Here is a 22,572-nt window from a genome sequence, read left to right as displayed (position 1 = left end):
TGTTGGAACACTTCGAGGGCTTTCCGGATATGCCGGACAAGTCCTTTTTTTTGCCTCGAATTTGCTGCAAGGATCGGATTCACATGCTCGCTCGCTGGTTGCCCGCCGCCATCAATACCCGCCCGACCGAATGGAGCCGCGCCGCCATCGGCATGGCATTGGGCACATTGTTCAGCGTGTGGTTGTGCGCGCAGGTGTTCGGTCACGACGTCGCCTATCACCTGATTGGCCCGCTGGGGGCATCGGCGGTGTTGCTGTTCGCCGTGTCATCCGGCGCCCTCGCCCAGCCATGGTCGATTCTCGGTGGTTATTTGTGTGCCGGCGTTGTGGCGTTGCTGGTCGCTCACGTGCTCGGCCGAACTCTGGGCAGCGCCTGCCTGGCGGCGGGCATGGCGCTGATTCTGATGTGCTGGCTGCGTTGCCTGCATCCGCCGGCCGGGGCGTTGGCATTGACGCTCGTATTGGCCGATCCAGCGACCATCGCGATGGACTGGAAAGCCATGGAACCGGTGATGCTCGGCGCGGCGTGCATGCTGCTCAGTGCCTTGGCCTACAACAACCTGACGCGCATTCGTTATCCGAAACGTCCGGCTGAACCGGCGCCGATCGTTGCCCCCGTCGACAGTCAGGCCATCATCGCAGAAGACCTCAAACTCGCCTTGGCCGATATGGAAGCCTTCATCGACATCACCCCCGAGGATCTCGAACAACTGATCCACGCCAGCGAACTGCACGCCAAGCGCCGGAGCATTACCCAAACCTTCCGCTGACTCTGTGTAGGAGCTGCCGCAGGCTGCGATCTTTTGATCTTGCTTTTTAACGGTCAACAGATCGCAGCCTTCGGCAGCTCCTACATGAGCGCGCACATTTTCGACCAAGGTAAAAACGCAAACTCCCCCTGCGAATATCCCGGTTGTACACGGCAAATTTGCACTGTTACGATCCGGTAACGCTCGCGCGCGAGCTTCTCGAATAAAGACAATAAAAGCAGGGAGTTACTGATGACAGCTCAGGCTTCATCTCCGCGGACCCCGTCCATGGATGCCACGCAACACGAAGTGCTGGCCGACGTTCGCAACCACATCGGTCACCTGACCCTCAATCGCCCCGCCGGTCTCAACGCCATTACCCTCGACATGGTGCGTTTGCTGCAACAGCAGCTCGATGCCTGGGCAACTGACACCAATGTTCATGCCGTGGTCCTGCGCGGTGCCGGTGAAAAAGCCTTCTGCGCCGGTGGCGATATCCGATCCCTATACGACAGTTTCAAAAGCGGCGACACGCTGCACGAAGATTTCTTCGTCGAGGAATACGCCCTCGACCTGACGATTCATCACTACCGCAAACCAGTACTGGCGCTGATGGACGGATTCGTCCTCGGCGGCGGCATGGGCCTGGTGCAAGGCGCCGATCTGCGCCTGGTCACCGAGAAGAGTCGTCTGGCGATGCCGGAAGTGGCCATCGGTTATTTTCCCGATGTCGGTGGCAGCTATTTCCTGCCGCGCATTCCCGGTGAGCTGGGCATTTATCTGGGTGTCAGCGGCGTGCAGATCCGTGCGGCGGATGCGCTGTATTGCGGCCTCGCCGACTGGTACCTGGACAGCAGCAAACTGGCGCTGCTCGACGAAAAACTCGATCAGATGGAATGGCAGGACACGCCGCTCAAGGCGCTGCAAAACCTGCTGGCCAAACACGCCGTACAAACCCTGCCCGATGCGCCGCTTGAGTCTTTGCGCCCGGCGATCGACCATTTCTTCGCCCTGCCGGACGTACCGAGCATGGTCGAGCAGTTACGCGCGGTGACCGTCGCCGACAGCCACGAATGGGCGACCACCACGGCTGATCTGCTGGAAACCCGCTCGCCGCTGGCCATGGCCGTGACCCTGGAAATGCTGCGTCGCGGCCGGCACTTGAGCCTGGAACAGTGCTTCGCGCTGGAGCTGCATCTGGATCGTCAGTGGTTCTCCCGCGGCGACCTAATCGAAGGCGTACGCGCCCTGCTGATCGATAAAGACAAGACACCTCGCTGGAACCCGCCGACCCTCGCTGCGCTGGACGCTGCGCATGTCGCGAGTTTCTTCCACGGTTTTCCTGAGAGCGGGAGCTGAGCCATGCACGATCTCGAACTGACTGAAGAACAAGTGATGATCCGCGACATGGCCCGGGACTTCGCCCGTGGTGAAATCGCGCCGCACGCGCAGGCCTGGGAAAAGGCTGGCTGGATCGACGATGCGCTCGTTGCGAAGATGGGTGAGCTCGGTTTGCTTGGCATGGTGGTGCCTGAAGAATGGGGCGGCACTTACGTCGATTACGTCGCTTATGCATTGGCCGTGGAAGAGATTTCTGCCGGTGACGGCGCGACCGGCGCCTTCATGAGCATCCACAACTCGGTGGGCTGCGGCCCGGTACTCAATTACGGCAGCGAAGCACAGAAACAGACCTGGCTGGCGGATCTGGCCAGTGGGCAAACCATCGGCTGCTTCTGCCTGACCGAACCGCAGGCCGGTTCCGAAGCGCACAACCTGCGCACCCGCGCCGAACTGCGTGACGGTCAATGGGTGATCAACGGCGCCAAGCAATTTGTCAGCAACGGCAAACGGGCGAAACTGGCGATCGTCTTTGCGGTGACCGATCCGGATCTGGGCAAGAAAGGCATTTCGGCGTTTCTGGTGCCGACCGATACCGCCGGTTTTATCGTTGATCGTACTGAGCACAAGATGGGTATCCGCGCTTCCGACACCTGTGCGGTGACGCTGAACAACTGCAGCATTCCCGAGGCCAATCTGCTCGGCGAGCGCGGCAAAGGACTGGCGATTGCCCTGTCCAACCTTGAAGGCGGACGTATCGGCATCGCCGCGCAGGCTCTGGGTATTGCTCGGGCGGCGTTTGAGGCGGCGTTGGTGTATTCGCGCGATCGCATCCAGTTCGGCAAACCGATCAACGAACACCAGAGCATCGCCAACCTGCTGGCCGACATGCACATGCAAATCAACGCGGCGCGCTTGATGATCCTGCACGCAGCGCGTCTGCGCACGGCGGGTAAACCGTGTTTGTCTGAAGCGTCGCAGGCCAAGCTGTTTGCCTCGGAAATGGCCGAGAAGGTGTGTTCGTCGGCGATTCAGATTCATGGCGGGTATGGGTATCTGGAGGATTACCCAGTCGAGAAGTACTACCGTGATGCGCGGATTACCCAGATATATGAAGGATCGAGCGAGATTCAGCGGATGGTGATTGCGCGGGAGTTGAAGAACTATCAGTTGTAACGGTGTTGGCCCCTTTCCCTCACCCCAGCCCTCTCCCAATGGGAGAGGGAGCCGACCGAGGTGTCTGGCGTCATACGTCGACCTGAAAGACCGAGTCGATTATCGATTCGGTAAGCCAGGTCAATCAGGGATTCGGTAAAACTCTTTCAGGTCGGCGTACCTTCCAAGCATCCCCCCAATCAGTCCCTCTCCCTCTGGGAGAGGGAGCCGACCGAGGTGTCTGGCGTCATACGTCGACCTGAAAGACCGAGTCGATTATCGATTCGGTAAGCCAGGTCAATCAGGGATTCGGTAAAACTCTTTCAGGTCGGCGTACCTTCCAAGCATCCCCCCAATCAGTCCCTCTCCCTCTGGGAGAGGGAGCCGACCGAGGTGTCTGGCGTTATACGTCGACCTGATGACGGATTCGGTGATGAGCACCCAGGTCGGCGTAAATCTGAAATATCCCCCAATCAGTCCCCTCTCCCTCCGGGAGAGGGTTAGGGTGAGGGGCTTTTCGCTTTAGTCGCGTTACTTGCCCTTGAAGTCGGCCTCACGCTTGGCAATAAACGCCGCCATCCCTTCCTTCTGATCCTGCGTGGCAAACGCTGCATGGAACACCCGACGCTCAAAGCGCACGCCCTCGGTCAGGTTCACTTCAAAGGCACGATTCACGCTCTCTTTGATCATCATCGCAATCGGCAGCGACTTGCTGGCAATCACCGCCGCCACTTTCAGCGCTTCGTCGAGCAACTCATCGCTCGGCACAATCCGCGCGACAATCCCACAACGCTCAGCCTCCACTGCATCGATCAAACGTCCGCTCAGGCACATTTCCATGGCTTTCGCCTTGCCGACGGCGCGAGTCAGGCGCTGAGTGCCGCCCATGCCCGGTAACACGCCGAGGTTGATTTCCGGTTGACCGAACTTTGCGTTGTCACCTGCCAGAATGAAATCGCACATCAGCGCCAGCTCACAGCCACCGCCGAGGGCGAAACCGTTGACCGCCGCGATGATCGGCTTACGGCGGTTAGCCACGCGATCGCTGTCGCTGAACAGGTCGTCCATGTAGATCTGCGGGTAGGTCAGCTCGGCCATTTCCTTGATATCGGCGCCGGCGGCAAAGGCCTTTTTCGAGCCAGTGAGGACAATGCAACCGATGTTCGCATCGGCTTCCAGCGCATCAAGGGCTTGATTCACTTCGCTGACCAGTTGCGCATTCAGCGCGTTCAGCGCCTGCGGGCGGTTCAGGGTGATCAGGCCAACGCGGCCATGGGTTTCGAGCAGAATGGTTTCGTAAGTCATGATTAAAATTCCTTGTCAAAGATTGCGCGAAATGACCATGCGCTGAATATCGCTGGTGCCTTCGTAGATCTGGCAGACACGCACGTCGCGGTAGATGCGTTCCAGCGGGAAGTCGTTGAGGTAACCGTAACCACCGAGGGTTTGCAACGCCATCGAACAGACCTTCTCGGCCATTTCCGAAGCGAACAGTTTGGCCATCGACGCCTCGACCAGTGCCGGTTGACCGCTGTCGCGCAGAGCAGCGGCGTAATGCACCATCTGTCGGGCGACGGCGATCTGCGTGGCCATGTCGGCCAAGCGGAATGCCACGGCTTGATGCTCAATAATTGGTTTGCCGAAGGTGTCGCGCTCACGGGCGTAATCACGCGCCGCTTCAAACGCGGCGCGGGCCATGCCCACCGATTGCGAGGCGATGCCGACGCGGCCGCCTTCAAGGTTGGCCAGGGCGATTTTGTAGCCCTCGCCCTCCTCGCCCAAACGGTTGGCCACCGGCACTTTGACGTCTTCGAAGAGAATCTGGCAGGTGTCGGACGCGTGTTGACCGAGCTTGTCTTCGACGCGAGCGACTTTGTAGCCCGGCGAATCGGTCGGCACTATAAACGCAGTGATGCCGCGTTTGCCGGCACTCGGATCGGTCACCGCAAACACAATCACGATCCCGGCGTTCTGCCCGGAGGTGATGAACTGTTTGCAGCCGTTCAGCACGTAGTGATCGCCTTCCAGCCGTGCGCGGGTTTTCAGGCTGCTGGCATCGGAACCGGCCTGCGGTTCGGTCAATGCAAAAGCGCCGAGCATGGCGCCGCTGGCCAACGGTTTGAGGAAGCGTTCACGCTGATCGTCGTTACCGAACTTGAGAATCGGCACACAGCCGACCGAGTTGTGCACGCTCATGATCGTCGAGCAGGCACCGTCACCGGCGGCGATTTCTTCCAGGGCCATGGCGTACGCCAGGTAACCAGTGTCGCAACCGCCCCACTGCTCCGGCACGAGCATGCCGAAGAAGCCCAGCTCAGCCATCTCACCGATGGCTTCCTTGGGAAAACGGTGCTCGCGATCCCACTCGGCGGCGAACGGTTTGAGGCGTTCCTCGGCGAACTGCCGGGCCATGTCGCGGATCTGTGTTTGGTCTTCGTTGGGAATCATGGTGAATCCTTAATCCGGGTTACACGCGGTCCCCTGTAGGAGCTGCCGCAGGCTGCGATCTTTTGCTCTTGGTCTAAAAACAAGATCAAAAGATCGCAGCCTCGTTGCACTCGTCAGCTCCTACAGGATTAGTGCGTTTAGTAGACGCATTCCACGGCCATGGCCGTGGCTTCGCCGCCGCCGATGCAGATCGCCGCGATACCGCGTTTCTGCTTTCTCTGGCGCAGGGCCGACAGTAACGTCACCAGAATCCGCGCACCCGACGCGCCGATCGGATGGCCCAGGGCACAAGCACCGCCATGCACATTCAACTTGTCATGGGGGATTTCCAGGTGTGTCATCGCCGCCATGCCAACCACGGCAAACGCTTCGTTGACCTCAAACAGATCGACATCACCCAGCGACCAACCGGTTTTCTTGATCAGTTTCTTGATCGCACCAATCGGCGCCACCGGGAACAGGCCCGGGGTATCGGCGAACGCGGCGTGGCCATGGATCACGGCCAGTGGTTTCAGACCGAGTTTCTGTGCCTGCGACTGACGCATCAGCACCAGTGCCGCCGCACCGTCAGAAATCGAGCTGGAGTTCGCCGCCGTCACCGTGCCGCCTTCGCGGAACGCCGGTTTCAGCGAGGCAATCTTGTCCAGTTTGGCTTTTGGCGGTTGTTCGTCGTTGCTGATCAGCACCTGTTCTTTGCCGACGGTCACGGTCAGCGGGACGATTTCGTCCTTGAAGCTGCCGTCCTTGATCGCCTGCTGCGCGCGGGTGGTCGAGGCGATGGCAAAAGCGTCCTGCGCCTCACGGCTGAAACTATTGGTTTCGGCGCAGTCCTCGGCGAAGGTGCCCATCAGGCGGCCCTTGTCGTAGGCGTCTTCGAGGCCGTCGAGGAACATCGAATCGAGTACGCGGCCATGGCCCATGCGGTAACCGGCGCGGGCACGATCCAGCAGGTACGGCGAGTTGGACATGCTTTCCATACCGCCAGCGATGACCACATCGGCACTGCCAGCCACCAGCATGTCATGAGCCAAAATGGTGGTTTCCATACCCGAACCGCACATTTTGTTGACCGTGGTGCAACGGGTCGATTTATCCAGGCCGGCGCCCAAAGCGGCCTGACGCGCAGGCGCCTGACCGAGGCCTGCAGGCAATACGCAACCAAACAGCACTTCATCGACTGCATCGCTGGCGACACCGGCGCGTTCAACCGCAGCCTTGATCGCCGCAGCACCGAGTTGCGGCGCGGTGAGGCTTTTCAGTTCGCCCTGAAATCCACCCATTGGCGTGCGCACAGCGCTGACGATAACAATCGGATCGTTGGAAATAGTCATGACAAATCCTCCTTACTTGGCGGCCATGCGCAAGGCGCCGTCGAGACGGATCACCTCGCCGTTGAGCATGCTGTTTTCGATGATATGCCGAACCAGCGCGGCGTACTCGGCAGGCTTGCCCAGACGCGGCGGGAACGGCACGCCGGCGGCCAGCGAATCGCGGACTTCCGGGGTCATGCCGGCCATCATCGGCGTTTCGAAAATGCCCGGGGCGATGGTCATCACGCGGATGCCAAAGCGCGCCAGTTCGCGGGCGGCTGGCAGCGTCAGGCTGGCGATCGCGCCTTTGGAGGCCGAGTACGCCGCTTGGCCGATCTGACCGTCGAACGCCGCGACAGAGGCGGTGTTGATGATCACACCGCGCTCGCCGTCTGCATTCGCCTCGGATTCGGCAATCGCCGCAGCGGCCAGACGTAACATGTTGAAGCTGCCGATCAAGTTGACGTTGATCACTTGGGCAAAACTGCTCAGCGCATGCGGGCCGTTCTTGCCGAGGATCTTCTCGCCACGGACGATGCCGGCGCAGTTGACCAGACCGTTGAGGCTGCCAAAGGCTTTTACCGTCGCCTGCACGGCAGCTTCAGCGGCGGCTTCGTTGCTGATGTCGGCGACAACGCTTTGTGCGCCCAGACGCTGAGCCTGAGCGGCCACGGCTTCGGCGTTCATGTCCACCAGCATCACTTTGGCGCCGGCACTGACCAACAATTCAGCGGTGGCCGCACCGAGGCCCGATGCGCCGCCGGTGACGATAAAAACCTTGTTCTCGATCTGCATGACTGTATTTCCTGATTCAAGCTGAAACGTTATGCGCCGCAGCCTCTTGAGCTTTGGCGATTTCCTGGTTGCGCAAGATAAAGCGCTGCAATTTGCCACTTGGGGTCTTGGGCAATTCGCTGACAAATTCGATTTCACGCGGGTACGAATGCGCGGCCAGACGTTTGCGCACATGTTGGCGCAGCTCTTCGGCCAACTCCGGAGCCGCACGGTATTGCGCACTCAGCACCACGAAAGCTTTGACCAGTTCGGTGCGCTCCGGATCGGGTTTGCCGACCACCGCCGCCTCGACCACGGCCGGGTGTTCAATCAGTGCACTTTCCACGTCGAACGGCCCGACACGGTAGCCGGAGGTGGTGATCACATCGTCGCTGCGGCCGACGAAGCTGATGCTACCGTCCGGGTTCCATTCCACGGTGTCGCCACTGAGGTAGTAATTGCCGACGAAGGCTTTGGTCGGCGCGCCTTCGTAGCCACCGAACCAGCACATCGGTGATTGCGGTCGGTCGATGGCAAGAATGCCCGGCTGGCCGACGCCGAGTTCGTTGTATTGGTCGTCGAGCACGACGATGCGGTGGCCCGGCGAAGCGAAACCAGCGGCGCCGACGTGTACCGGATGGTCGAGGCCGTGGTGATTGCACAGGACCATGCCCAGTTCGGTCTGGCCGTAATGGTCGTGGATGACCACGTCGAGGTTGTCGGCGAACCAGCGGATCACTTCCGGGTTCAGCGGCTCACCGGCGCTGCTGACGATGCGCAATTTGCCTTTGATCGACTTGGCGAACTCGTCGCCGCCGGCAATCAGCAAGCGATAAGCGGTTGGCGATCCGGTGAGGTTGGTGATGCCGTACTTGTTGATCACCCGGCAGGTGCTTTCGAGGGTGAACGGGCCATCGTAGAAGGTGATCGGGTGGCCCATCGACAACGGCCCGGTGACGCCGAAGTAGATGCCGTAGGCCCAGCCCGGATCGGCGACGTTCCAGAACGCATCTTCCGGGCGCAGATCGACGGCATCACGGGTGTAACTCTGGAAGGCAACGATGGCCTTGAGTGGCACCGACAGCGCTTTCGACGGACCGGTGGTGCCGGACGTGAACATCAGCAGAAACGGGTCTTCTCCGGTCAACAGCACCGGTTCGCACACATTGGAATAGTTGGCCAGTTCGGCCCAGAAACTGAAATCGCCACGGACGATGCCCTGGCCTTTCGCGCCGCCAACGGTGACGAGCGTCGGGCAATCGGCGACTTCAGCGAGTTTCGGCCGGTTGACCGCGTCAGTAACAACGACTTTGGCGCCGGAGTTGTTCAGGCGATGTTCGAGGGCTTTAGGGCCGAACGCGGTGAACAGCGGCTGATACACCGCGCCGATGCGCCAGGTGGCCAACACGGTGATGAGCAATTCGACGTTGCGCGGCAGCAGCCCGGCGACCTTGTCGCCCTTCTGCACGCCTTGGGCGAGAAGGAAATTGGCGAAACGCGCGGCTTTGTCCTGCAGATCGTTGAACGTGTACGTCGCACTGGCACCGTCTCGGCCTTCCCAGAACAGCGCAATGCGCCCAGGCAAGGCGTGGCGGTCGCAACATTCGACGCAGGCGTTGAGCGCCTCAAGCGTACCGCTGAGCGCGGCATCCACGGTGTGCTGATAGTTGAACTGTGCGGTGGCAGACAAGTAATCGCGCATTGCCAGAATCCCTCTGTTTTTTATTAGGCTGGGAAGCGTAAACAACAGGGAGATAGTCGCGCTGTGGGGCAGCGGCGGCAATGGTCAAAGCCATCAATGTGGCTGACTGGTTTGGCCAATACTGCTACCACACTGATCGTTCCCACGCTCTGCGTGGGAATGCAGCCTTGGACGCTCTGCGTCCGCTCCAGGGCTGGAACGCGGAGCGTCCCTTGAGGCATTCCCACGCAGAGCGTGGGGACGATCAAGCGGCGGGATGTGTTGGATCAGACAACCTCGTTCAGGATCAACGTGCGGTAATGGCCCGGATTCGAACCCGACCACTTGCGAAACGCCTTGTAAAACGAACTCGCATCAGCAAAGCCCAAGCGGCTGGCAATTTCGACAAAACTGATCGAAGGCTCCGCCAGCCAAATGATCGCCAACTCTTTGCGCACACTGTCCTTGAGGCCCTGATAGGTCTGCCCTTCCTCTGCCAGACGCCGGCGCAACGTCGAGGCTGACATGCACAACTGTTGCGCCAGCGCCTCGGTCTCCGGCCATTGCTCAGCCGGCAGTTGCCGCAAATCCTGCTTGATCCTACTGGCAAGGCTTTCCGGGTCGCGGTACTTCACCAGAATGTTGGCCGGAGCATGGGCGAGAAAACGCTTCAACTCCTCGGCCGTGCGTTTGATCGGCAGGTCGAGGCAATCGGCAGAGAAAATCATCCGGGTTCGCGGCCGATCAAAACGCAGGTTTTCCGAAAACATCACCCGGTAGTCATCGGTGAAATTCGGTTCGGGGCAGCGCAGTTCAATCGCCAGAATCGGAATCCGCCGCCCGGCCAGCCAGCAGGCCACACCGTGGACGATCATCCAATAAGTGAAATAGGTGAAGGCGCGGCGCGGTTCGGGCTCATCCTCCAGCAGAACGATTTCCGCCAGACTTTGCTGGTGCACCAGTTGCGCCGGCAGGCATTCGAGCATCAGTGAGAGAAAGCTCAAACCCGTGCTCAAACCCGCCGCCAGCGTCGGTTGCGCCACGGCGCTGCGGCACAGGAACTCAAGACTGCCGGATTTGAGCTTGCGCGGGTCCATGCCAAAGAACTCGTCATCGCCACGGCGCGCCAATAACCGCCAGAGTTTCGCGTACTGCGAGGCCGGCACCCGGCCGTGTTCGGTTTGCAGCAACGCCGGATCAATCCCGACCTTGTTCAAGACTTCTTCCATGGCCACGCCCGGGGCACAACTTTGCAGCAGCGCTTCACGCACCAGTTGAACGGCGATGGTGTCTTTTTCCGACATGGAGCGCGCTGAACCTTGTTGTTTTTGAATGGCAGGCATATTACCGCAGGACACGAATTCAACACGAATCCCCTGTAGGAGTGAGCCTGCTCGCGATGGCGTCGTGTCATTTAGCGCTGAATGTTCTGACACACCGCTATCGCGAGCAGGCTCACTCCTACAGGGATCAATGCGAGGCAAAAATTGAGGTCGTTCAGCAACTGTTCAGGTTTATGTCAATCAATGTCATGTGAGAATGACTTTCATTATGTTACAACTTGTAACCTCTAGAAATGACCTCTTGGATGCCGAATGCTCGTTCCCTTTCTGATCATGCTGCGCGAAGGCATTGAAGCCGCGCTGATCGTTGGCATTATCGCCAGCTACCTGCAACAGACTGGCCGTGGTCAATGGATGCCTGCCGTGTGGATCGGCGTGTTTCTCGCTGCCGCCCTCGCCCTGCTGGTCGGTGGTGGCCTGGAACTGGTCAGCGCTGAATTCCCGCAAAAACAGCAGGAACTGTTCGAAGGCATCGTCGGGCTGGTGGCCGTGGGCATTCTCAGCTCCATGGTGTTCTGGATGCGCAAGGTCGCGCGCTCGATCAAGCATTCGCTGCAAGCCTCGCTCGATCACGCGCTGACATCTTCCAGACATCAAGTGATCGCGCTGATCGCCATGGTGTTTTTCGCGGTCGCCCGTGAAGGTCTGGAAACGGTGTTCTTCCTGCTCGCGGTTTTCCAGCAGAGCGAAGGCCCGGGCGCGCCGATCGGTGCCCTGCTCGGGCTGATTCTGGCGATCATCGTCGGGTTCCTGATCTACAGCGGCAGCATGCGCCTCAATCTTTCGGCGTTCTTCAAGTGGACCGGCCTGTTCATTCTGGTGGTCGCTGCCGGGATTCTCGCCAACTCAGTGCAGGCCCTGCATGAAGCCGGGCTGTGGAATCACCTGCAGACCGTGCTCTTCGACTTCAGCGCGACGCTGCCGATGGATGGCCCGTTGGGCTCGGTGCTGGCCGGCATGTTCGGTTATCAGGATGCGCCAACCGTCAGCACCCTCGGTGCCTATCTGCTTTATCTGCTGGTGGCGCTGGTGATGTTCTTCCTTCCCGCGCCCAAGCCCTCCACGCAATCGTCTTCCGTTTCCAGCCAATAAGGGCATCCATGTCAAAGCCTAATACTCCTCAGGCCTCCCCTCCTCGCGCCTTGCGTTGGGCGGTGGCCGGTTCAGTGGTGGTGATGATCGCCGCCGGTGGTCTGTTTTATTACGCCTCGAAAATGGCTGCGGCCAAGCGTCAGCACAACCACGATGAAGTGGTGGTGAACATTCATCCGGGCAGTTGCGAGCCGAATGCGCTGACGGTGCCGGCCGGTCGCGCCAGTTTCCGCATCGTCAACCGCTCCGACCGGGCGGTGGAATGGGAAATCCTTGACGGCGTACTCGTCGTTGAAGAACGCGAAAACATCGCGCCGGGCCTGAGCCAGGTGATCAACGCCAATCTGCAACCGGGCGATTACGCAATCACCTGCGGGTTGCTGAGTAATCCTCGCGGCACACTGCATGTGACGCCGACGGCTGCCTCCGATGCTGCGGCCAAAGCCAAACCATCGATGGTCGCCTTCGTCGGGCCGCTGTCGGAGTTCCGTGTGTACCTGGCCAGCCAGAGCAGCGCGCTGATCAAAGCCGTCACGGCGCTCAATCAAGCGATTGAAAGCGGTGATCTCAGCCAGGCCCAGGCGCTGTACCTGCCCGCGCGTGCGGCTTATCAACGTCTGGCCCCGGCCGCGCAACGCTTGGCCGAACTGGACAACAGCATCAACGCCCGCGCCGATTACTTCGAGAAACGCGAGCAGGATCCGGCCTTCGTTGGTTTCCACCGCCTCGAATACGCGCTGTTCCAGCAACGCAAACTCGACGAGCTGACACCCGTGGCCCAGCGCCTGCTCAGCGACGTCACCGCGCTCAAACAGCAATTGCTCGCGCAGTCGCTGCCACCGGAGCAACTGGTCAACATCATCGTGCGCAACCTCAACACCTTGGCCGACGTACGCGCCGCCAGTGGCGAAGAAGAACGCTACAGCCACAGCGACCTCAACGGTTTCGCCGCCAACGCACAGACCGCGCGCAAAGTCGTCGATCTGCTGCGGCCGATGCTGACCAAGTCTGCCGCCGACCTGATGCCGAAAATCGACAAGGCACTGGCCGACTTCGACAGCGAACTCAACAGCTACAAGATCAAGGACGGCTACGCCAGCTACGACTCCGTCAGCGGCGAACAACGCAAGCAGATCGCCGACAAGGCCCAGGCTCTGGCCGACGCACTGGATGGCATCGATCCCGCCCTCGGCCTCTCCGGCCTGTAAGCAGAAGAAGAATTCCCGATGAAAGATTTAGAAACGCTCAACCTGCAACGCCGCCGTGTCTTGATGGGCATGGGCGCCGCCGGTGTCGCCCTCGCCGGGTCCGCCCTGAGCTGCCCGGCCATGGCCGCCGCGCCGGCGCAGGTCACCGAAGCACCGAGCAGCGACAAGACCGAAGACCGCCACGATTTCCACGGCGTGCACCAGACCGGCATCGTCACTCCGCGTCCGGCGTCGGGCATGCTGGTGTCATTCGATGTGTTGGCCAGTGATCGCGAAGATCTGGAGCGGCTGTTCCGCACGCTCAACGAGCGCATTGCCTTTCTGATGAAGGGCGGCCCGGTCGCACAAATCGACCCGAAACTGCCGCCGCCGGATTCTGGCATCCTCGGCCCGAACGTCACGCCGGACAACCTGACCATCACCGTGTCCGTCGGTGAATCGCTGTTCGACGAGCGCTTCGGTCTGGCCGACGCAAAACCGAAACGCCTGATGCGCATGGTCGGGTTTCCCAACGATGCGCTGGACGCCGATTGCTGCCATGGCGATCTGAGTTTGCAGTTCTGCTCGAACACCGCCGACACCAACATTCACGCCCTGCGCGACATCGTCAAAAACCTCCCCGACCTGCTGCTGGTGCGCTGGAAACAGGAAGGCAGCGTGCCGCCGCAAGCCCCGGCGAAACCGGGGTTGCCAGCGCAATCGGCGCGCAATTTCCTCGGTTTCCGTGATGGCTCGGCCAACCCCGACTCCAACGACAGCAAAGCCATGGATCGTCTGGTCTGGGTGCAACCGGGCAGCGATGAACCGGCCTGGGCTGCCCATGGCAGTTACCAAGCGGTGCGGATCATCCGCAACTTTGTCGAGCGCTGGGACCGTACGCCGTTGCAGGAACAGCAAAGCATCATCGGCCGGGTCAAGACCACCGGCGCGCCGATGGGTGCGCAGCATGAGACCGAAGTCCCGGATTACAGCAAAGACCCGGCCGGCAAGCTGACCAAGCTCGACGCGCACATTCGCCTGGCTAATCCGCGTACGGCTGAAACCCAGGCCAATCTGATCCTGCGCCGGCCGTTCAACTATTCGAATGGCGTGAACAAGAACGGCCAGCTCGACATGGGCCTGCTGTTCATCTGTTACCAGGCCGACCTGGAAAAAGGCTTCATCACCGTGCAGACCCGCCTCAACGGCGAGCCGCTGGAGGAATACCTCAAACCGGTCGGCGGCGGGTACTTTTTCACCCTGCCGGGTGTCACGGGCGACAAGGACTTCATCGGCCGCTCGCTGCTCAACGCCACACAACCGAAAACCGCTGCCTGAAACAACATCTCAACACTGGAGCCGCCCCCATGAAAAAGACGCCACTCGCGTTATTGCTGACCCTAGGTTTGCTCAACACCCCGCTGTCGGCGTTCGCCGCCACGGCACCGCTGGATCTGGTCGGGCCGGTTTCGGACTACAAGATTTACGTCACCGAGCAATTGGATGAACTGGGTAGCCACACCCAACAATTCACCGACGCCGTGAAGAAAGGCGACCTGGCCACCGCGCAAAAGCTCTACGCACCGACCCGCGTTTACTACGAGTCGATCGAGCCGATTGCCGAACTGTTCAGTGACCTCGATGCGTCCATCGACTCCCGCGTCGACGACCACGAGAAAGGCGTGAAAGCCGATGACTTCACCGGTTTCCACCGCATCGAATACACGCTGTTCTCGGAGAAAAGCACTCAGGGCCTGAACGAACTGGCGGACAAGCTCAACAGCGACGTCAAAGACCTGCAAACCCGCGTCGCCAGCCTGACCTTCCCGCCTGAGAAAGTCGTCGGTGGTGCTGCTGCGTTGCTGGAGGAAGTGGCCGCGACCAAGATCTCCGGCGAAGAAGACCGCTACAGCCACACGGACCTCTACGACTTCCAGGGCAACATCGACGGCGCGAAGAAAATCGTTGATCTGTTCCGTCCGCAGATCGAAAAGCAGGACAAGGCTTTCGTAGCGAAGGTCGACAAGAACTTTGCCACGGTCGACAAGATTCTGGCCAAGTACAAGACCAAGGACGGTGGTTTCGAGACTTATGACAAGGTGAAGGATAACGACCGTAAGGCGCTGGTCGGGCCGGTGAATACACTGGCGGAAGACCTGTCCACGTTGCGTGGCAAGTTGGGTCTGAATTGATTTTTTGTAGCGTCTAAGCGGGCCTCATCGCTGGCAATCCAGCTCCCACAGTGTTCTCGGTCATTCACAAATATTGTGTACACCATAGAACCTGTGGGAGCTGGCTTGCCAGCGATGGCATTTTCAGCAGCCTTACAAAATCCGGTAGAGCAACCGCTCAATCCGCACCCGACTCACGCGCTTGAGAAACTTGGCCACCCCGGCCGGGTATTCCGGCAGCGTCTCCAGACTCTGAAAGCTGTCGATCCGCGTGGTATGGCGGAAAATCTCCTCCAGTTCCTTCGCTCGCGGCTCCAGCCACTCGCCCTTCGGGTCATCAATCAACAACGCGTTCTCAAGATCCAGGCGGAACGCCCGTGGATTCAGGTTGTTACCGGTGAGCAGCGTATAACGCTGATCGATCCACATGCCCTTGAGGTGATAGGTGTTATCGCCGTCGCGCCACAGGTGCAGGTTCAACTGACCGCTGTCGATGTTGCGCTGATGGCGCTTGGCAAAGCGCCGCAGGCTGATCTCGTACAGATACGGCAACGCTGCGATCACCTTGAACGGCTCGCTCGGCGGGATGTAGAAGTCGTTAGCGGTTTTGTCGCCGACGACGATGTCGATTTTCACGCCACGGGCCAATGCGCGGTTGATCTCGCGAATCACCCCCAGCGGCAGATTGAAGTATGGCGTGCAGATGGTCAGCTGTTTTTGCGCGCTGGCGATCAGTTCGAGAATCGCCCGGTTCAGCGGGTTGTTCTTGCCGACGCCGAGCAACGGGGTAACGGACAGACTGTCTCTGGCGGTGCTGCCGGTGGCCGTGTCGTACGTTGCATATTTGAGGCGGCTACGCAGATCACCGATGTCATTGCGCAAGCTACGCGTGGTCGGCAGGTTCGGCAGATCGAGGCGATGCACCGCTTTCGATTCGATCAGGCCGTGCTTGACCAAGTGATGCATCGAGTCCGCCAGCTCGTGGCTTTGCAGTACGTGGTAGCGGTCGAAACGGTATTTGTCGAACTTGTGCAGGTAAACGTTGTTCAGGCTCGCGCCGCTGTAGACCACGCAGTCGTCGATCACGAAGCCTTTCAAATGCAGCACACCAAACAACTCGCGGGTCTGCACCGGAACGCCGTACACCGGCACTTCGCTCTGGTGCGTGCGGGTCATTTCCTGATACCACGCCGAATTGCCCGGCTGCTTGCCGGCGCCGATCAGCCCGCGCTGAGCGCGCAACCAGTCGACCACCACGGCGATTTCCAGCTCGGGACGCTTGAGCTTGGCGGCGTGGAGTGCATCGAGAATTTCCTGACCGGCTTCGTCTTGCTGCAGATACAGCGCAACGATGTAGATGCGCTGGGTCGCTGCAGCGATTTTCTCGAGCAGGCAACGACGAAATTCAGCGGCGCCGGACAGAATGGTCACGGCCTCGGCGGTCAGCGGGAAGCTGCGCAATTTGGGCAGCAAGGAGCGTTTGAAAAGCAACGGCATAGGGCTCGCAATGGGTCGAATCCGAAGAACCCGAGAGCTTACACCATCGCATCCTTCGGGTCTTGTTAGTGCCCGTAATGAGATCAAAAGATCGCAGCCTTCGGCAGCTCCTACACGGGCCAATGTAGGAGCTGCCGAAGGCTGCGATCTTTTGATTTTAAAAAACCATTGCCAAAGGAGAACAATCGTTCTACTGTTCGCCACATGAACGAAATAACTAGCAACGACACACGCGAAATCATCCTGGATGTCACCGAAAAGTTGATCTATAAAAGTGGCATCGCTGCCACCAGCATGGACCTTCTGGTGAAAACCGCCGGCGTCTCCAGAAAAAGCATCTACCGCTACTTTGCCGACAAAGACGCGCTGACCGTCGCCGCCTTGCAGCGTCGCGACGTGCGCTGGATGCACTGGTACCGCAGCGCTGTCGATCAGGCCGAAACCCCGGCCGATCGCCTGCTTAACCTGTTCACGGTGCTCAAGAGCTGGTTCGCCTCGGAAGGTTTCCGTGGCTGCGCCTTCATCAACACCAGCGGCGAGACCGGCGATCCACAGGACCCGGTGCGCCTGGTCGCCAAAGAACACAAACAGAAGCTGCTCGACTACGTGTGCGAGCTGTGTACCGAACATGGCGCCGAGGACCCGCAACTGCTGGCCAAACAGTTGCTGATCCTGATTGACGGTGCCATTACCGTAGCGCTTGTGATGGGTGATCACAGTGCCGCCGATAATGCGCAATGCATGGCGCGAAAGTTATTGGACCTGTAACGCCTTAATAAGCCGGACTTGTTGTTCAATTATTAATTAGATTGGGAGACTGAACATGTCTACTGCAGCCCAGGTACGTCCGCCATTGCCGCCCTTCAACCGTGAATCGGCGATCGAGAAAGTTCGTCTGGCCGAGGATGGCTGGAACTCCCGCGACCCGGAACGGGTATCGCTGGCCTATACCCTCGACACCAAGTGGCGTAACCGCGCCGAGTTCGCCAACAACCGCGAAGAAGCCAAGGCCTTCCTCACCCGTAAATGGGCGAAAGAGCTGGATTACCGTTTGATCAAGGAACTCTGGGCTTACTCGGATACTCGCATCGCCGTGCGTTATGCCTATGAATGGCACGACGATTCGGGTAACTGGTTCCGCTCTTACGGCAATGAAAACTGGGAATTCGACGAGCAAGGCCTGATGTTCCAGCGCTACGCGTGCATCAACGACATGCCGATCAAGGAGAGCGAACGCAAGTTCCACTGGCCACTGGGCCGGCGCCCGGATGATCACCCGGGCCTGTCTGACCTCGGCCTGTAAATCCGGGACCTGTGAGTCTGTTGAATCTGCCGACCGCAGGACAACTGTAGGAGCAGCCTTCACTGCCCCTACAGTTGTTGCCTCACCATCTTAAACACGAAAACCGTCCGGCCACTTGAGCGGCCACGCCAGAGGATAGAATCAAAACCTTCCCCTCTTTGGCGGAACATAATCAGGGTCCGGCTCGAGTTCGTACGTAACAGTTGCGGAATGCTTGGACGGGTTTAGCACCACGTCTGAAATCTTCACTAACGACCCCGGTTTTTTTAGCAACTTCACAGCCTTTGCTTTAGCGTCTTCTTTGGTTTCAGAAGTTCCGTGCAAATCAACGATGAATTCCATTGCTCATGCTCCTGCGTGACCTCCACCAAGTCGGAATAACCGGGCGTAGTGAAGTCTGCCATCGGATTCAAAATGGAAAACCTGTCAAACTTGACAGGTATCGAGCTTGATTTGGAATAGCTTTCAGCAGTTTGATATCCAAATGTGTTGAATGCTCATTCGGCTTTGCCGGTAGGCTGGTTCCCACAGGTTCGCATAGGGTTCAGGCAACGGCGGCAGTCTTTTCTGCCTCCAGTTCACGCACCAGCGGCAACACCCGCCGGCCGAAATATTCGACTTCTTCCTGAAAGTGCAGAAACCCCGCCAGCACCAGATCCACACCCACCGCTTTCAACGCGACAATCCGCTCGGCAATCTGCAGCGGCGTACCAACCAGATTGGTTTTGAAGCCATCGTTGTACTGCACCAGATCTTCAAACGTCGATTTCGCCCAGTTGCCCTCACCTTCCGGCGACGCCCTGCCCGCCTGCTTCGCCGCGTCGCCAAAAGCATTCACTGCCTCTGGATCGGCCTGATCGATGATCTGCACCAGTACGGCTCTGGCCTCTTCTTCGGTGTCACGGGCGATGACAAAGGCATTCACACCAACCTTCACCGAATGATTGTTCGCCGCTGCTTTGGCACGAATATCGTCAACCTGCGCCTTGATCCCCTCAACGCTGTTGCCGTTGGTGAAATACCAGTCCGAAACCCGCGCGGCCATGTCGCGCGCCGCACGGGAACTGCCGCCCTGGAAGATCTCCGGACGGCCCAGCGGTTTCGGCTTCAGGCTGTAATTGTCGAAGCGGTAGAAGTCGCCGCGAAAGCTGAAGTTGTCCTGACTCCACACGCCGCGCAATGAGCGAATGAACTCCTCGGAACGGCGATAACGCTCGTCATGCTCCAGCCAATGCTCGCCGATGGCCTGGAACTCGCCTTTGAACCAGCCACTGACGACATTCACCGCGATACGGCCATTGGTGAGTTGGTCGATGGTTGCCAGTTGCTTGGCCGCCAGCGCGGGTTGCCATGGGCCGGGCAGAATCGCGGCGATCACCTTGAGTTTGCTGGTGGCAGCGAGTAACGCGTGGCTGAACGCCACGGATTCATGCTGGAACTCCGCACCATACCCGGCGGTGAAACGGATCTGCGTCAGCGCGTATTCGAACCCGGCCGTCTCGGCGAGCTGCGCCAGTTTGCGGTTGTAGTCGATGCCCCAATCGGTGCGCTGTTCGATCTTGCTGACCACCAGCCCACCGCTGACGTTCGGCACCCAGTAGGCAAATTTTACGGCTTGCTGACTCATCGGCGTGTCCTCGGGACATTTGCGGAGATGGGAGTCATAGAGCAGCAAGCGTGCCAGCCTTGGAATGTCCGGTTTTGTTGGGTTTCGGGATGGAGTTGATGTTTTGTGGAAGGGGGATTTGTTGGCAGGTTGTTGCGTGGGCAACAGTTGGTTTATTTGTTGGCAGGTTGTTGCGTGGGCAACAGTTGGTTTATTTGTTGGCTCGACTGCCCTCATCGCTGGCAAGCCAGCTCCCACAAGGATCGGGGTGAACAATGATCCTCAGTGCAACGCAAAAACCTGTGGGAGCTGGCTTGCCAGCGATGGCGTCAGATGGGTCGCCGCAACACTTGGAAATGAGTAACATGACCGCCCTCCCCGCAGCTCACGTTCTGCGCCCTGCCGAATAAGCCGATTCCATGCCTTTCGAACTCAGCGTTGACCTCACCACCCTCGCCATCCTGGCCCTTGTCGCTTTCATTGCCGGTTTCATCGATGCCATCGCCGGCGGTGGCGGTCTGTTGACCACGCCTGCCCTGCTGACCGCTGGCCTGCCGCCGCATCTGGTGCTCGGCACGAACAAACTCAGCTCGACGTTCGGTTCGGCCACCGCCAGTTTCACCTTCTACAAACGCAAATTGTTCCACCCGCGACAGTGGACCCACGCCATCGTCGGCACACTGGTTGGCGCATTGACCGGAGCCGTCGTCGCCCATTACCTGCCGGCCGAATGGCTGAACAAGATGCTTCCGGTAATCGTCTTCGCTTGCGGCCTGTATCTGTTGTTCGGCGGCACGCCAAAAGCGCCACTGGACAGCGACGCCCCGATCAAAAAGAATTGGCAATCGACCCAAGGCTTCAGCCTCGGTTTCTACGACGGTGTGGCCGGCCCCGGTACTGGCGCATTCTGGACAGTAAGCAGCCTGCTGCTCTACCCAATCGATCTGGTCAAGGCCAGCGGCGTGGCGCGCAGCATGAACTTCGTCAGCAACATTGCGGCGCTGTCGGTGTTCGTGTTTTCCGGGCAGGTGGACTGGATCATCGGTCTGAGCATGGGCCTGTCGGTGATGGTCGGCGCGTTCTTTGGCGCGCGCACCGCGATCAGCGGCGGCGCCAAATTCATTCGCCCGGTGTTCATCACCGTGGTGCTGGGTTTGACCGTACGCCTAGCCTGGCAGCACTGGTTCAGCGTGGCCTAAACGCCGCGCCACGTAGACGTCGATCAGGTAACGGGCAATCGACTTGGACGCTGGCAACGGCGGCAAGTCGTGCACGTTGAACCACTGGGCGTCTTCGATCTCGTCTTCCTGACAGACAATTTCGCCACCGGCGTATTCGGCATGGAAGCCGAGCATCATCGAATGCGGGAACGGCCAGCACTGGCTGCCCATGTACTGAATGTTCTTCACCTCGATCTGCACTTCTTCGCGCACTTCCCGAATCAGGCAATCCTCGGCGGACTCGCCCGGCTCGGCGAACCCGGCCAGCGTGCTGTAAACCCCGGTGACGAAACGCGGAGAGCGCGCCAACAGGATTTCGTCGCCACGGGTGATCAGCACGATCATGCTCGGCGAAATCCGCGGATAACTGCGCAGGTCGCACGGCTGGCAATACATCGCCCGCTCGCGCGGCACCTGCGTCATGGCCTGCCCGCAGTTGCCGCAGAAACGGTGCTCACGGGCCCAGGTGCCGATCTGCGCGGCATACCCAAGCACCTTGTAGATGGTGTGATCGCCGTCGAGCATGAACGCCCGCAGGCCTTTCCAGTTGCAACCTGATACTTCGCTGGCACTGCGCAGTTCCAGCAAATACACCGGCTCGCCATCGAGATGGCCAATGCCATGCTCGGTGAGAACTGACAAGTCCTGACGCTTGAGCCATTCCCGAGGGAACAACGCGCCGTTGTCGTCGAACAAAAAGCCTTCCGGGCTGCGCGCCACGGCCCAGCCGCCCGGTTGATCGGTGTCCAGTACTGCAGTGGTCCAGCGAGATGTCATGGTTTCTCAGTCCAGGAATTCGGGTTTCTGTTTGCTCATATGGGCAGCCATGGCCACGCGCAAGTCGGTGGATTGCAGCATGGCGGCATTCCAGGTGGCAACGTATTCGAGGCCGTCGTCGATGCGATGGTCGCGCATGTAGCTGATCATTTCCTTGGTGCCGGTGACCGCGATCGGCGATTTCGAAGCGATCTCGCGGGCGATGTCCAGCACACCTTCGAGCAGCGCGTCCTTGTCGCTGTAGACGCGATTGACCAGACCGATGCCGCGCGCTTCTTCAGCGCCGAACGTGCGACCGGTGTAAGCCAGTTCACGCAGCATGCCGTCACCGATGATCCGTGGCAACCGTTGCAAAGTGCCAACATCGGCGGCCATGCCGATATCGATTTCCTTGATCGAGAATTGTGCGTCTTCGGCGGCATAGCGCATGTCGCACGCGGCGATCAGATCGATGGCGCCGCCCAGGCAATAACCTTGAATGGCCGCAAGCACCGGTTTACGGCAGTTGTCGACGGCGTTGAACGAGGCTTGCAGGGTCAGAATTTTTTTACGCAGCAGGCGCGCGTTGCGGCCGACGTCCTTGCCCAGTTCATTGGCGACGCCGGCGAGCATCATCAGGTCGATGCCGGAGGAGAAATGTTTACCGTTGCCGCTGAGCACCACCACGCGCACTTCGTCGGTGTCGTCGACCCACTGGAAGATCTCGACGATCTCGCTCCAGAACGCCGCGTTCATCGAATTGATCTTTTCCGGGCGATTGATCTGCACATGGGCGATGTTGTCGGCCAGTTCGACGTTGAAGGCAGAGTATTGAGTCATGGCAGTGATCCTTTACCGGGCAGAAAATGAGGCCCGAACTATAACAAGGCATCACGGCGGCGGTTCGGCCAAATGCGGGACTGCAGTGCTTACTCCCGGGTT

21 protein-coding genes are annotated in these 22,572 nt (G+C 59.6%); 10 read left to right on the top strand and 11 right to left on the bottom strand.

Going from position 1 to position 22,572, the window contains the following annotated elements:
* Positions 1–83 precede the first annotated feature (83 nt).
* From ACZZ0A_RS10870 to ACZZ0A_RS10860, 3 genes are all read left to right on the top strand, one after another.
* On the top strand, positions 84–770 hold the full coding sequence (locus ACZZ0A_RS10870) for an HPP family protein (protein WP_463543021.1): 687 nt from the start codon (positions 84–86) through the stop codon (positions 768–770).
* Between the two features lie 231 nt (positions 771–1,001).
* Positions 1,002–2,108, top strand: a complete 1,107-nt coding sequence (locus tag ACZZ0A_RS10865) for an enoyl-CoA hydratase/isomerase family protein (protein WP_463543020.1) — start codon at positions 1,002–1,004, stop codon at positions 2,106–2,108.
* 3 nt (positions 2,109–2,111) lie between these two features.
* Entirely contained in the window at positions 2,112–3,263 is a 1,152-nt protein-coding gene (locus ACZZ0A_RS10860) for an acyl-CoA dehydrogenase family protein (protein WP_003224706.1), read from the top strand.
* Between the two features lie 510 nt (positions 3,264–3,773).
* Here the strand turns inward: ACZZ0A_RS10860 and ACZZ0A_RS10855 are convergent.
* The 6 genes from ACZZ0A_RS10855 to ACZZ0A_RS10830 all read right to left on the bottom strand — a co-directional run bounded on the left by ACZZ0A_RS10855 (position 3,774) and on the right by ACZZ0A_RS10830 (position 10,759).
* Complete coding sequence (locus ACZZ0A_RS10855; protein ID WP_007918876.1) at positions 3,774–4,547, bottom strand: enoyl-CoA hydratase; 774 nt, start codon at positions 4,545–4,547, stop codon at positions 3,774–3,776.
* 15 nt (positions 4,548–4,562) lie between these two features.
* Complete coding sequence (locus tag ACZZ0A_RS10850; protein ID WP_007918873.1) at positions 4,563–5,690, bottom strand: acyl-CoA dehydrogenase; 1,128 nt, start codon at positions 5,688–5,690, stop codon at positions 4,563–4,565.
* A gap of 137 nt (positions 5,691–5,827) precedes the next feature.
* The gene (locus ACZZ0A_RS10845; protein ID WP_007918870.1) at positions 5,828–7,021 is read right to left on the bottom strand and encodes an acetyl-CoA C-acyltransferase; all 1,194 of its coding nucleotides are present in this window, start codon (positions 7,019–7,021) and stop codon (positions 5,828–5,830) included.
* A gap of 12 nt (positions 7,022–7,033) precedes the next feature.
* Positions 7,034–7,795: an SDR family NAD(P)-dependent oxidoreductase gene (locus ACZZ0A_RS10840; protein WP_007918867.1), complete on the bottom strand. Its 762-nt coding sequence runs from the start codon at positions 7,793–7,795 to the stop codon at positions 7,034–7,036.
* 16 nt (positions 7,796–7,811) lie between these two features.
* The gene (locus ACZZ0A_RS10835) at positions 7,812–9,476 is read right to left on the bottom strand and encodes an AMP-binding protein (RefSeq protein WP_463543019.1); all 1,665 of its coding nucleotides are present in this window, start codon (positions 9,474–9,476) and stop codon (positions 7,812–7,814) included.
* A 266-nt stretch (positions 9,477–9,742) separates the two neighbouring features.
* Positions 9,743–10,759, bottom strand: a complete 1,017-nt coding sequence (locus ACZZ0A_RS10830; RefSeq protein ID WP_463543018.1) for an AraC family transcriptional regulator — start codon at positions 10,757–10,759, stop codon at positions 9,743–9,745.
* Between the two features lie 291 nt (positions 10,760–11,050).
* Here ACZZ0A_RS10830 and efeU point away from each other — a divergent pair, with 291 nt between their 5' ends.
* Genes efeU through efeO (ACZZ0A_RS10810) form a run of 4 tightly spaced genes read left to right on the top strand, consistent with a single transcriptional unit; the run spans position 11,051 to position 15,269 of the window.
* Positions 11,051–11,890 carry an iron uptake transporter permease EfeU gene (gene efeU, locus ACZZ0A_RS10825; protein WP_007918853.1) on the top strand — a complete coding sequence of 280 codons (840 nt, stop codon included), beginning with the start codon at positions 11,051–11,053 and terminating at the stop codon, positions 11,888–11,890.
* A gap of 8 nt (positions 11,891–11,898) precedes the next feature.
* On the top strand, positions 11,899–13,098 hold the full coding sequence (gene efeO, locus ACZZ0A_RS10820) for an iron uptake system protein EfeO (protein ID WP_463543017.1): 1,200 nt from the start codon (positions 11,899–11,901) through the stop codon (positions 13,096–13,098).
* An 18-nt stretch (positions 13,099–13,116) separates the two neighbouring features.
* Positions 13,117–14,415 carry an iron uptake transporter deferrochelatase/peroxidase subunit gene (efeB, locus tag ACZZ0A_RS10815; protein ID WP_463543016.1) on the top strand — a complete coding sequence of 433 codons (1,299 nt, stop codon included), beginning with the start codon at positions 13,117–13,119 and terminating at the stop codon, positions 14,413–14,415.
* A 29-nt stretch (positions 14,416–14,444) separates the two neighbouring features.
* Positions 14,445–15,269 carry an iron uptake system protein EfeO gene (efeO, locus tag ACZZ0A_RS10810; RefSeq protein ID WP_447785388.1) on the top strand — a complete coding sequence of 275 codons (825 nt, stop codon included), beginning with the start codon at positions 14,445–14,447 and terminating at the stop codon, positions 15,267–15,269.
* 132 nt (positions 15,270–15,401) lie between these two features.
* On the opposite strand, the gene pssA is transcribed toward efeO (ACZZ0A_RS10810), so the two are convergent.
* Positions 15,402–16,745 (bottom strand): CDP-diacylglycerol--serine O-phosphatidyltransferase, encoded by a 1,344-nt coding sequence (gene pssA / locus ACZZ0A_RS10805; RefSeq protein ID WP_007949921.1) that lies wholly within the window; start codon positions 16,743–16,745, stop codon positions 15,402–15,404.
* A 204-nt stretch (positions 16,746–16,949) separates the two neighbouring features.
* Between pssA and ACZZ0A_RS10800 the strand changes: the two genes are divergently transcribed.
* Both ACZZ0A_RS10800 and ACZZ0A_RS10795 read left to right on the top strand, forming a co-directional pair.
* Positions 16,950–17,513, top strand: a complete 564-nt coding sequence (locus tag ACZZ0A_RS10800) for a TetR/AcrR family transcriptional regulator (RefSeq protein ID WP_463543015.1) — start codon at positions 16,950–16,952, stop codon at positions 17,511–17,513.
* A gap of 55 nt (positions 17,514–17,568) precedes the next feature.
* On the top strand, positions 17,569–18,048 hold the full coding sequence (locus tag ACZZ0A_RS10795) for a nuclear transport factor 2 family protein (RefSeq protein WP_034153955.1): 480 nt from the start codon (positions 17,569–17,571) through the stop codon (positions 18,046–18,048).
* Between the two features lie 141 nt (positions 18,049–18,189).
* Here ACZZ0A_RS10795 and ACZZ0A_RS10790 read toward each other — a convergent pair whose 3' ends face one another.
* Complete coding sequence (locus tag ACZZ0A_RS10790; RefSeq protein ID WP_007914739.1) at positions 18,190–18,390, bottom strand: hypothetical protein; 201 nt, start codon at positions 18,388–18,390, stop codon at positions 18,190–18,192.
* Between the two features lie 202 nt (positions 18,391–18,592).
* A complete protein-coding gene (gene sfnG, locus ACZZ0A_RS10785) occupies positions 18,593–19,675 on the bottom strand; it encodes a dimethylsulfone monooxygenase SfnG (RefSeq protein WP_463543014.1) in 1,083 nt (360 codons plus the stop codon).
* A gap of 398 nt (positions 19,676–20,073) precedes the next feature.
* Here sfnG and ACZZ0A_RS10780 point away from each other — a divergent pair, with 398 nt between their 5' ends.
* Complete coding sequence (locus tag ACZZ0A_RS10780) at positions 20,074–20,853, top strand: TSUP family transporter (RefSeq protein WP_463543013.1); 780 nt, start codon at positions 20,074–20,076, stop codon at positions 20,851–20,853.
* Here ACZZ0A_RS10780 and nudC read toward each other — a convergent pair.
* Entirely contained in the window at positions 20,821–21,651 is an 831-nt protein-coding gene (nudC, locus tag ACZZ0A_RS10775) for an NAD(+) diphosphatase (protein WP_007914754.1), read from the bottom strand. The genes ACZZ0A_RS10780 and nudC overlap by 33 nt on opposite strands.
* Before the next feature lie 6 nt (positions 21,652–21,657).
* A complete protein-coding gene (locus ACZZ0A_RS10770) occupies positions 21,658–22,470 on the bottom strand; it encodes a crotonase/enoyl-CoA hydratase family protein (RefSeq protein ID WP_463543012.1) in 813 nt (270 codons plus the stop codon).
* Positions 22,471–22,572 lie beyond the last annotated feature (102 nt).

Source organism: Pseudomonas sp. AC242 (assembly GCF_979258655.1).
Note: the sequence above shows the minus strand (reverse complement) of the source record. Positions and strands in the feature narration are given on the sequence as shown.

Bases quoted from the DNA above. Each gene is read 5' to 3' on its own strand.
- ACZZ0A_RS10840 (WP_007918867.1), bottom strand. From the start codon at position 7,795: ATGCAGATCGAGAACAAGGTTTTTATCGTCACCGGCGGCGCATCGGGC.
- efeU (WP_007918853.1), top strand. From the start codon at position 11,051: ATGCTCGTTCCCTTTCTGATCATGCTGCGCGAAGGCATTGAAGCCGCG.
- ACZZ0A_RS10795 (WP_034153955.1), top strand. From the start codon at position 17,569: ATGTCTACTGCAGCCCAGGTACGTCCGCCATTGCCGCCCTTCAACCGT.
- ACZZ0A_RS10870 (WP_463543021.1), top strand. From the start codon at position 84: ATGCTCGCTCGCTGGTTGCCCGCCGCCATCAATACCCGCCCGACCGAA.
- efeO (WP_463543017.1), top strand. From the start codon at position 11,899: ATGTCAAAGCCTAATACTCCTCAGGCCTCCCCTCCTCGCGCCTTGCGT.
- ACZZ0A_RS10860 (WP_003224706.1), top strand. From the start codon at position 2,112: ATGCACGATCTCGAACTGACTGAAGAACAAGTGATGATCCGCGACATG.
- efeB (WP_463543016.1), top strand. From the start codon at position 13,117: ATGAAAGATTTAGAAACGCTCAACCTGCAACGCCGCCGTGTCTTGATG.
- efeO (WP_447785388.1), top strand. From the start codon at position 14,445: ATGAAAAAGACGCCACTCGCGTTATTGCTGACCCTAGGTTTGCTCAAC.
- ACZZ0A_RS10850 (WP_007918873.1), bottom strand. From the start codon at position 5,690: ATGATTCCCAACGAAGACCAAACACAGATCCGCGACATGGCCCGGCAG.
- ACZZ0A_RS10835 (WP_463543019.1), bottom strand. From the start codon at position 9,476: ATGCGCGATTACTTGTCTGCCACCGCACAGTTCAACTATCAGCACACC.
- ACZZ0A_RS10830 (WP_463543018.1), bottom strand. From the start codon at position 10,759: ATGTCGGAAAAAGACACCATCGCCGTTCAACTGGTGCGTGAAGCGCTG.
- sfnG (WP_463543014.1), bottom strand. From the start codon at position 19,675: ATGAGTCAGCAAGCCGTAAAATTTGCCTACTGGGTGCCGAACGTCAGC.
- ACZZ0A_RS10865 (WP_463543020.1), top strand. From the start codon at position 1,002: ATGACAGCTCAGGCTTCATCTCCGCGGACCCCGTCCATGGATGCCACG.
- pssA (WP_007949921.1), bottom strand. From the start codon at position 16,745: ATGCCGTTGCTTTTCAAACGCTCCTTGCTGCCCAAATTGCGCAGCTTC.
- nudC (WP_007914754.1), bottom strand. From the start codon at position 21,651: ATGACATCTCGCTGGACCACTGCAGTACTGGACACCGATCAACCGGGC.
- ACZZ0A_RS10855 (WP_007918876.1), bottom strand. From the start codon at position 4,547: ATGACTTACGAAACCATTCTGCTCGAAACCCATGGCCGCGTTGGCCTG.
- ACZZ0A_RS10845 (WP_007918870.1), bottom strand. From the start codon at position 7,021: ATGACTATTTCCAACGATCCGATTGTTATCGTCAGCGCTGTGCGCACG.
- ACZZ0A_RS10790 (WP_007914739.1), bottom strand. From the start codon at position 18,390: ATGGAATTCATCGTTGATTTGCACGGAACTTCTGAAACCAAAGAAGAC.
- ACZZ0A_RS10800 (WP_463543015.1), top strand. From the start codon at position 16,950: ATGAACGAAATAACTAGCAACGACACACGCGAAATCATCCTGGATGTC.
- ACZZ0A_RS10780 (WP_463543013.1), top strand. From the start codon at position 20,074: ATGCCTTTCGAACTCAGCGTTGACCTCACCACCCTCGCCATCCTGGCC.
- ACZZ0A_RS10770 (WP_463543012.1), bottom strand. From the start codon at position 22,470: ATGACTCAATACTCTGCCTTCAACGTCGAACTGGCCGACAACATCGCC.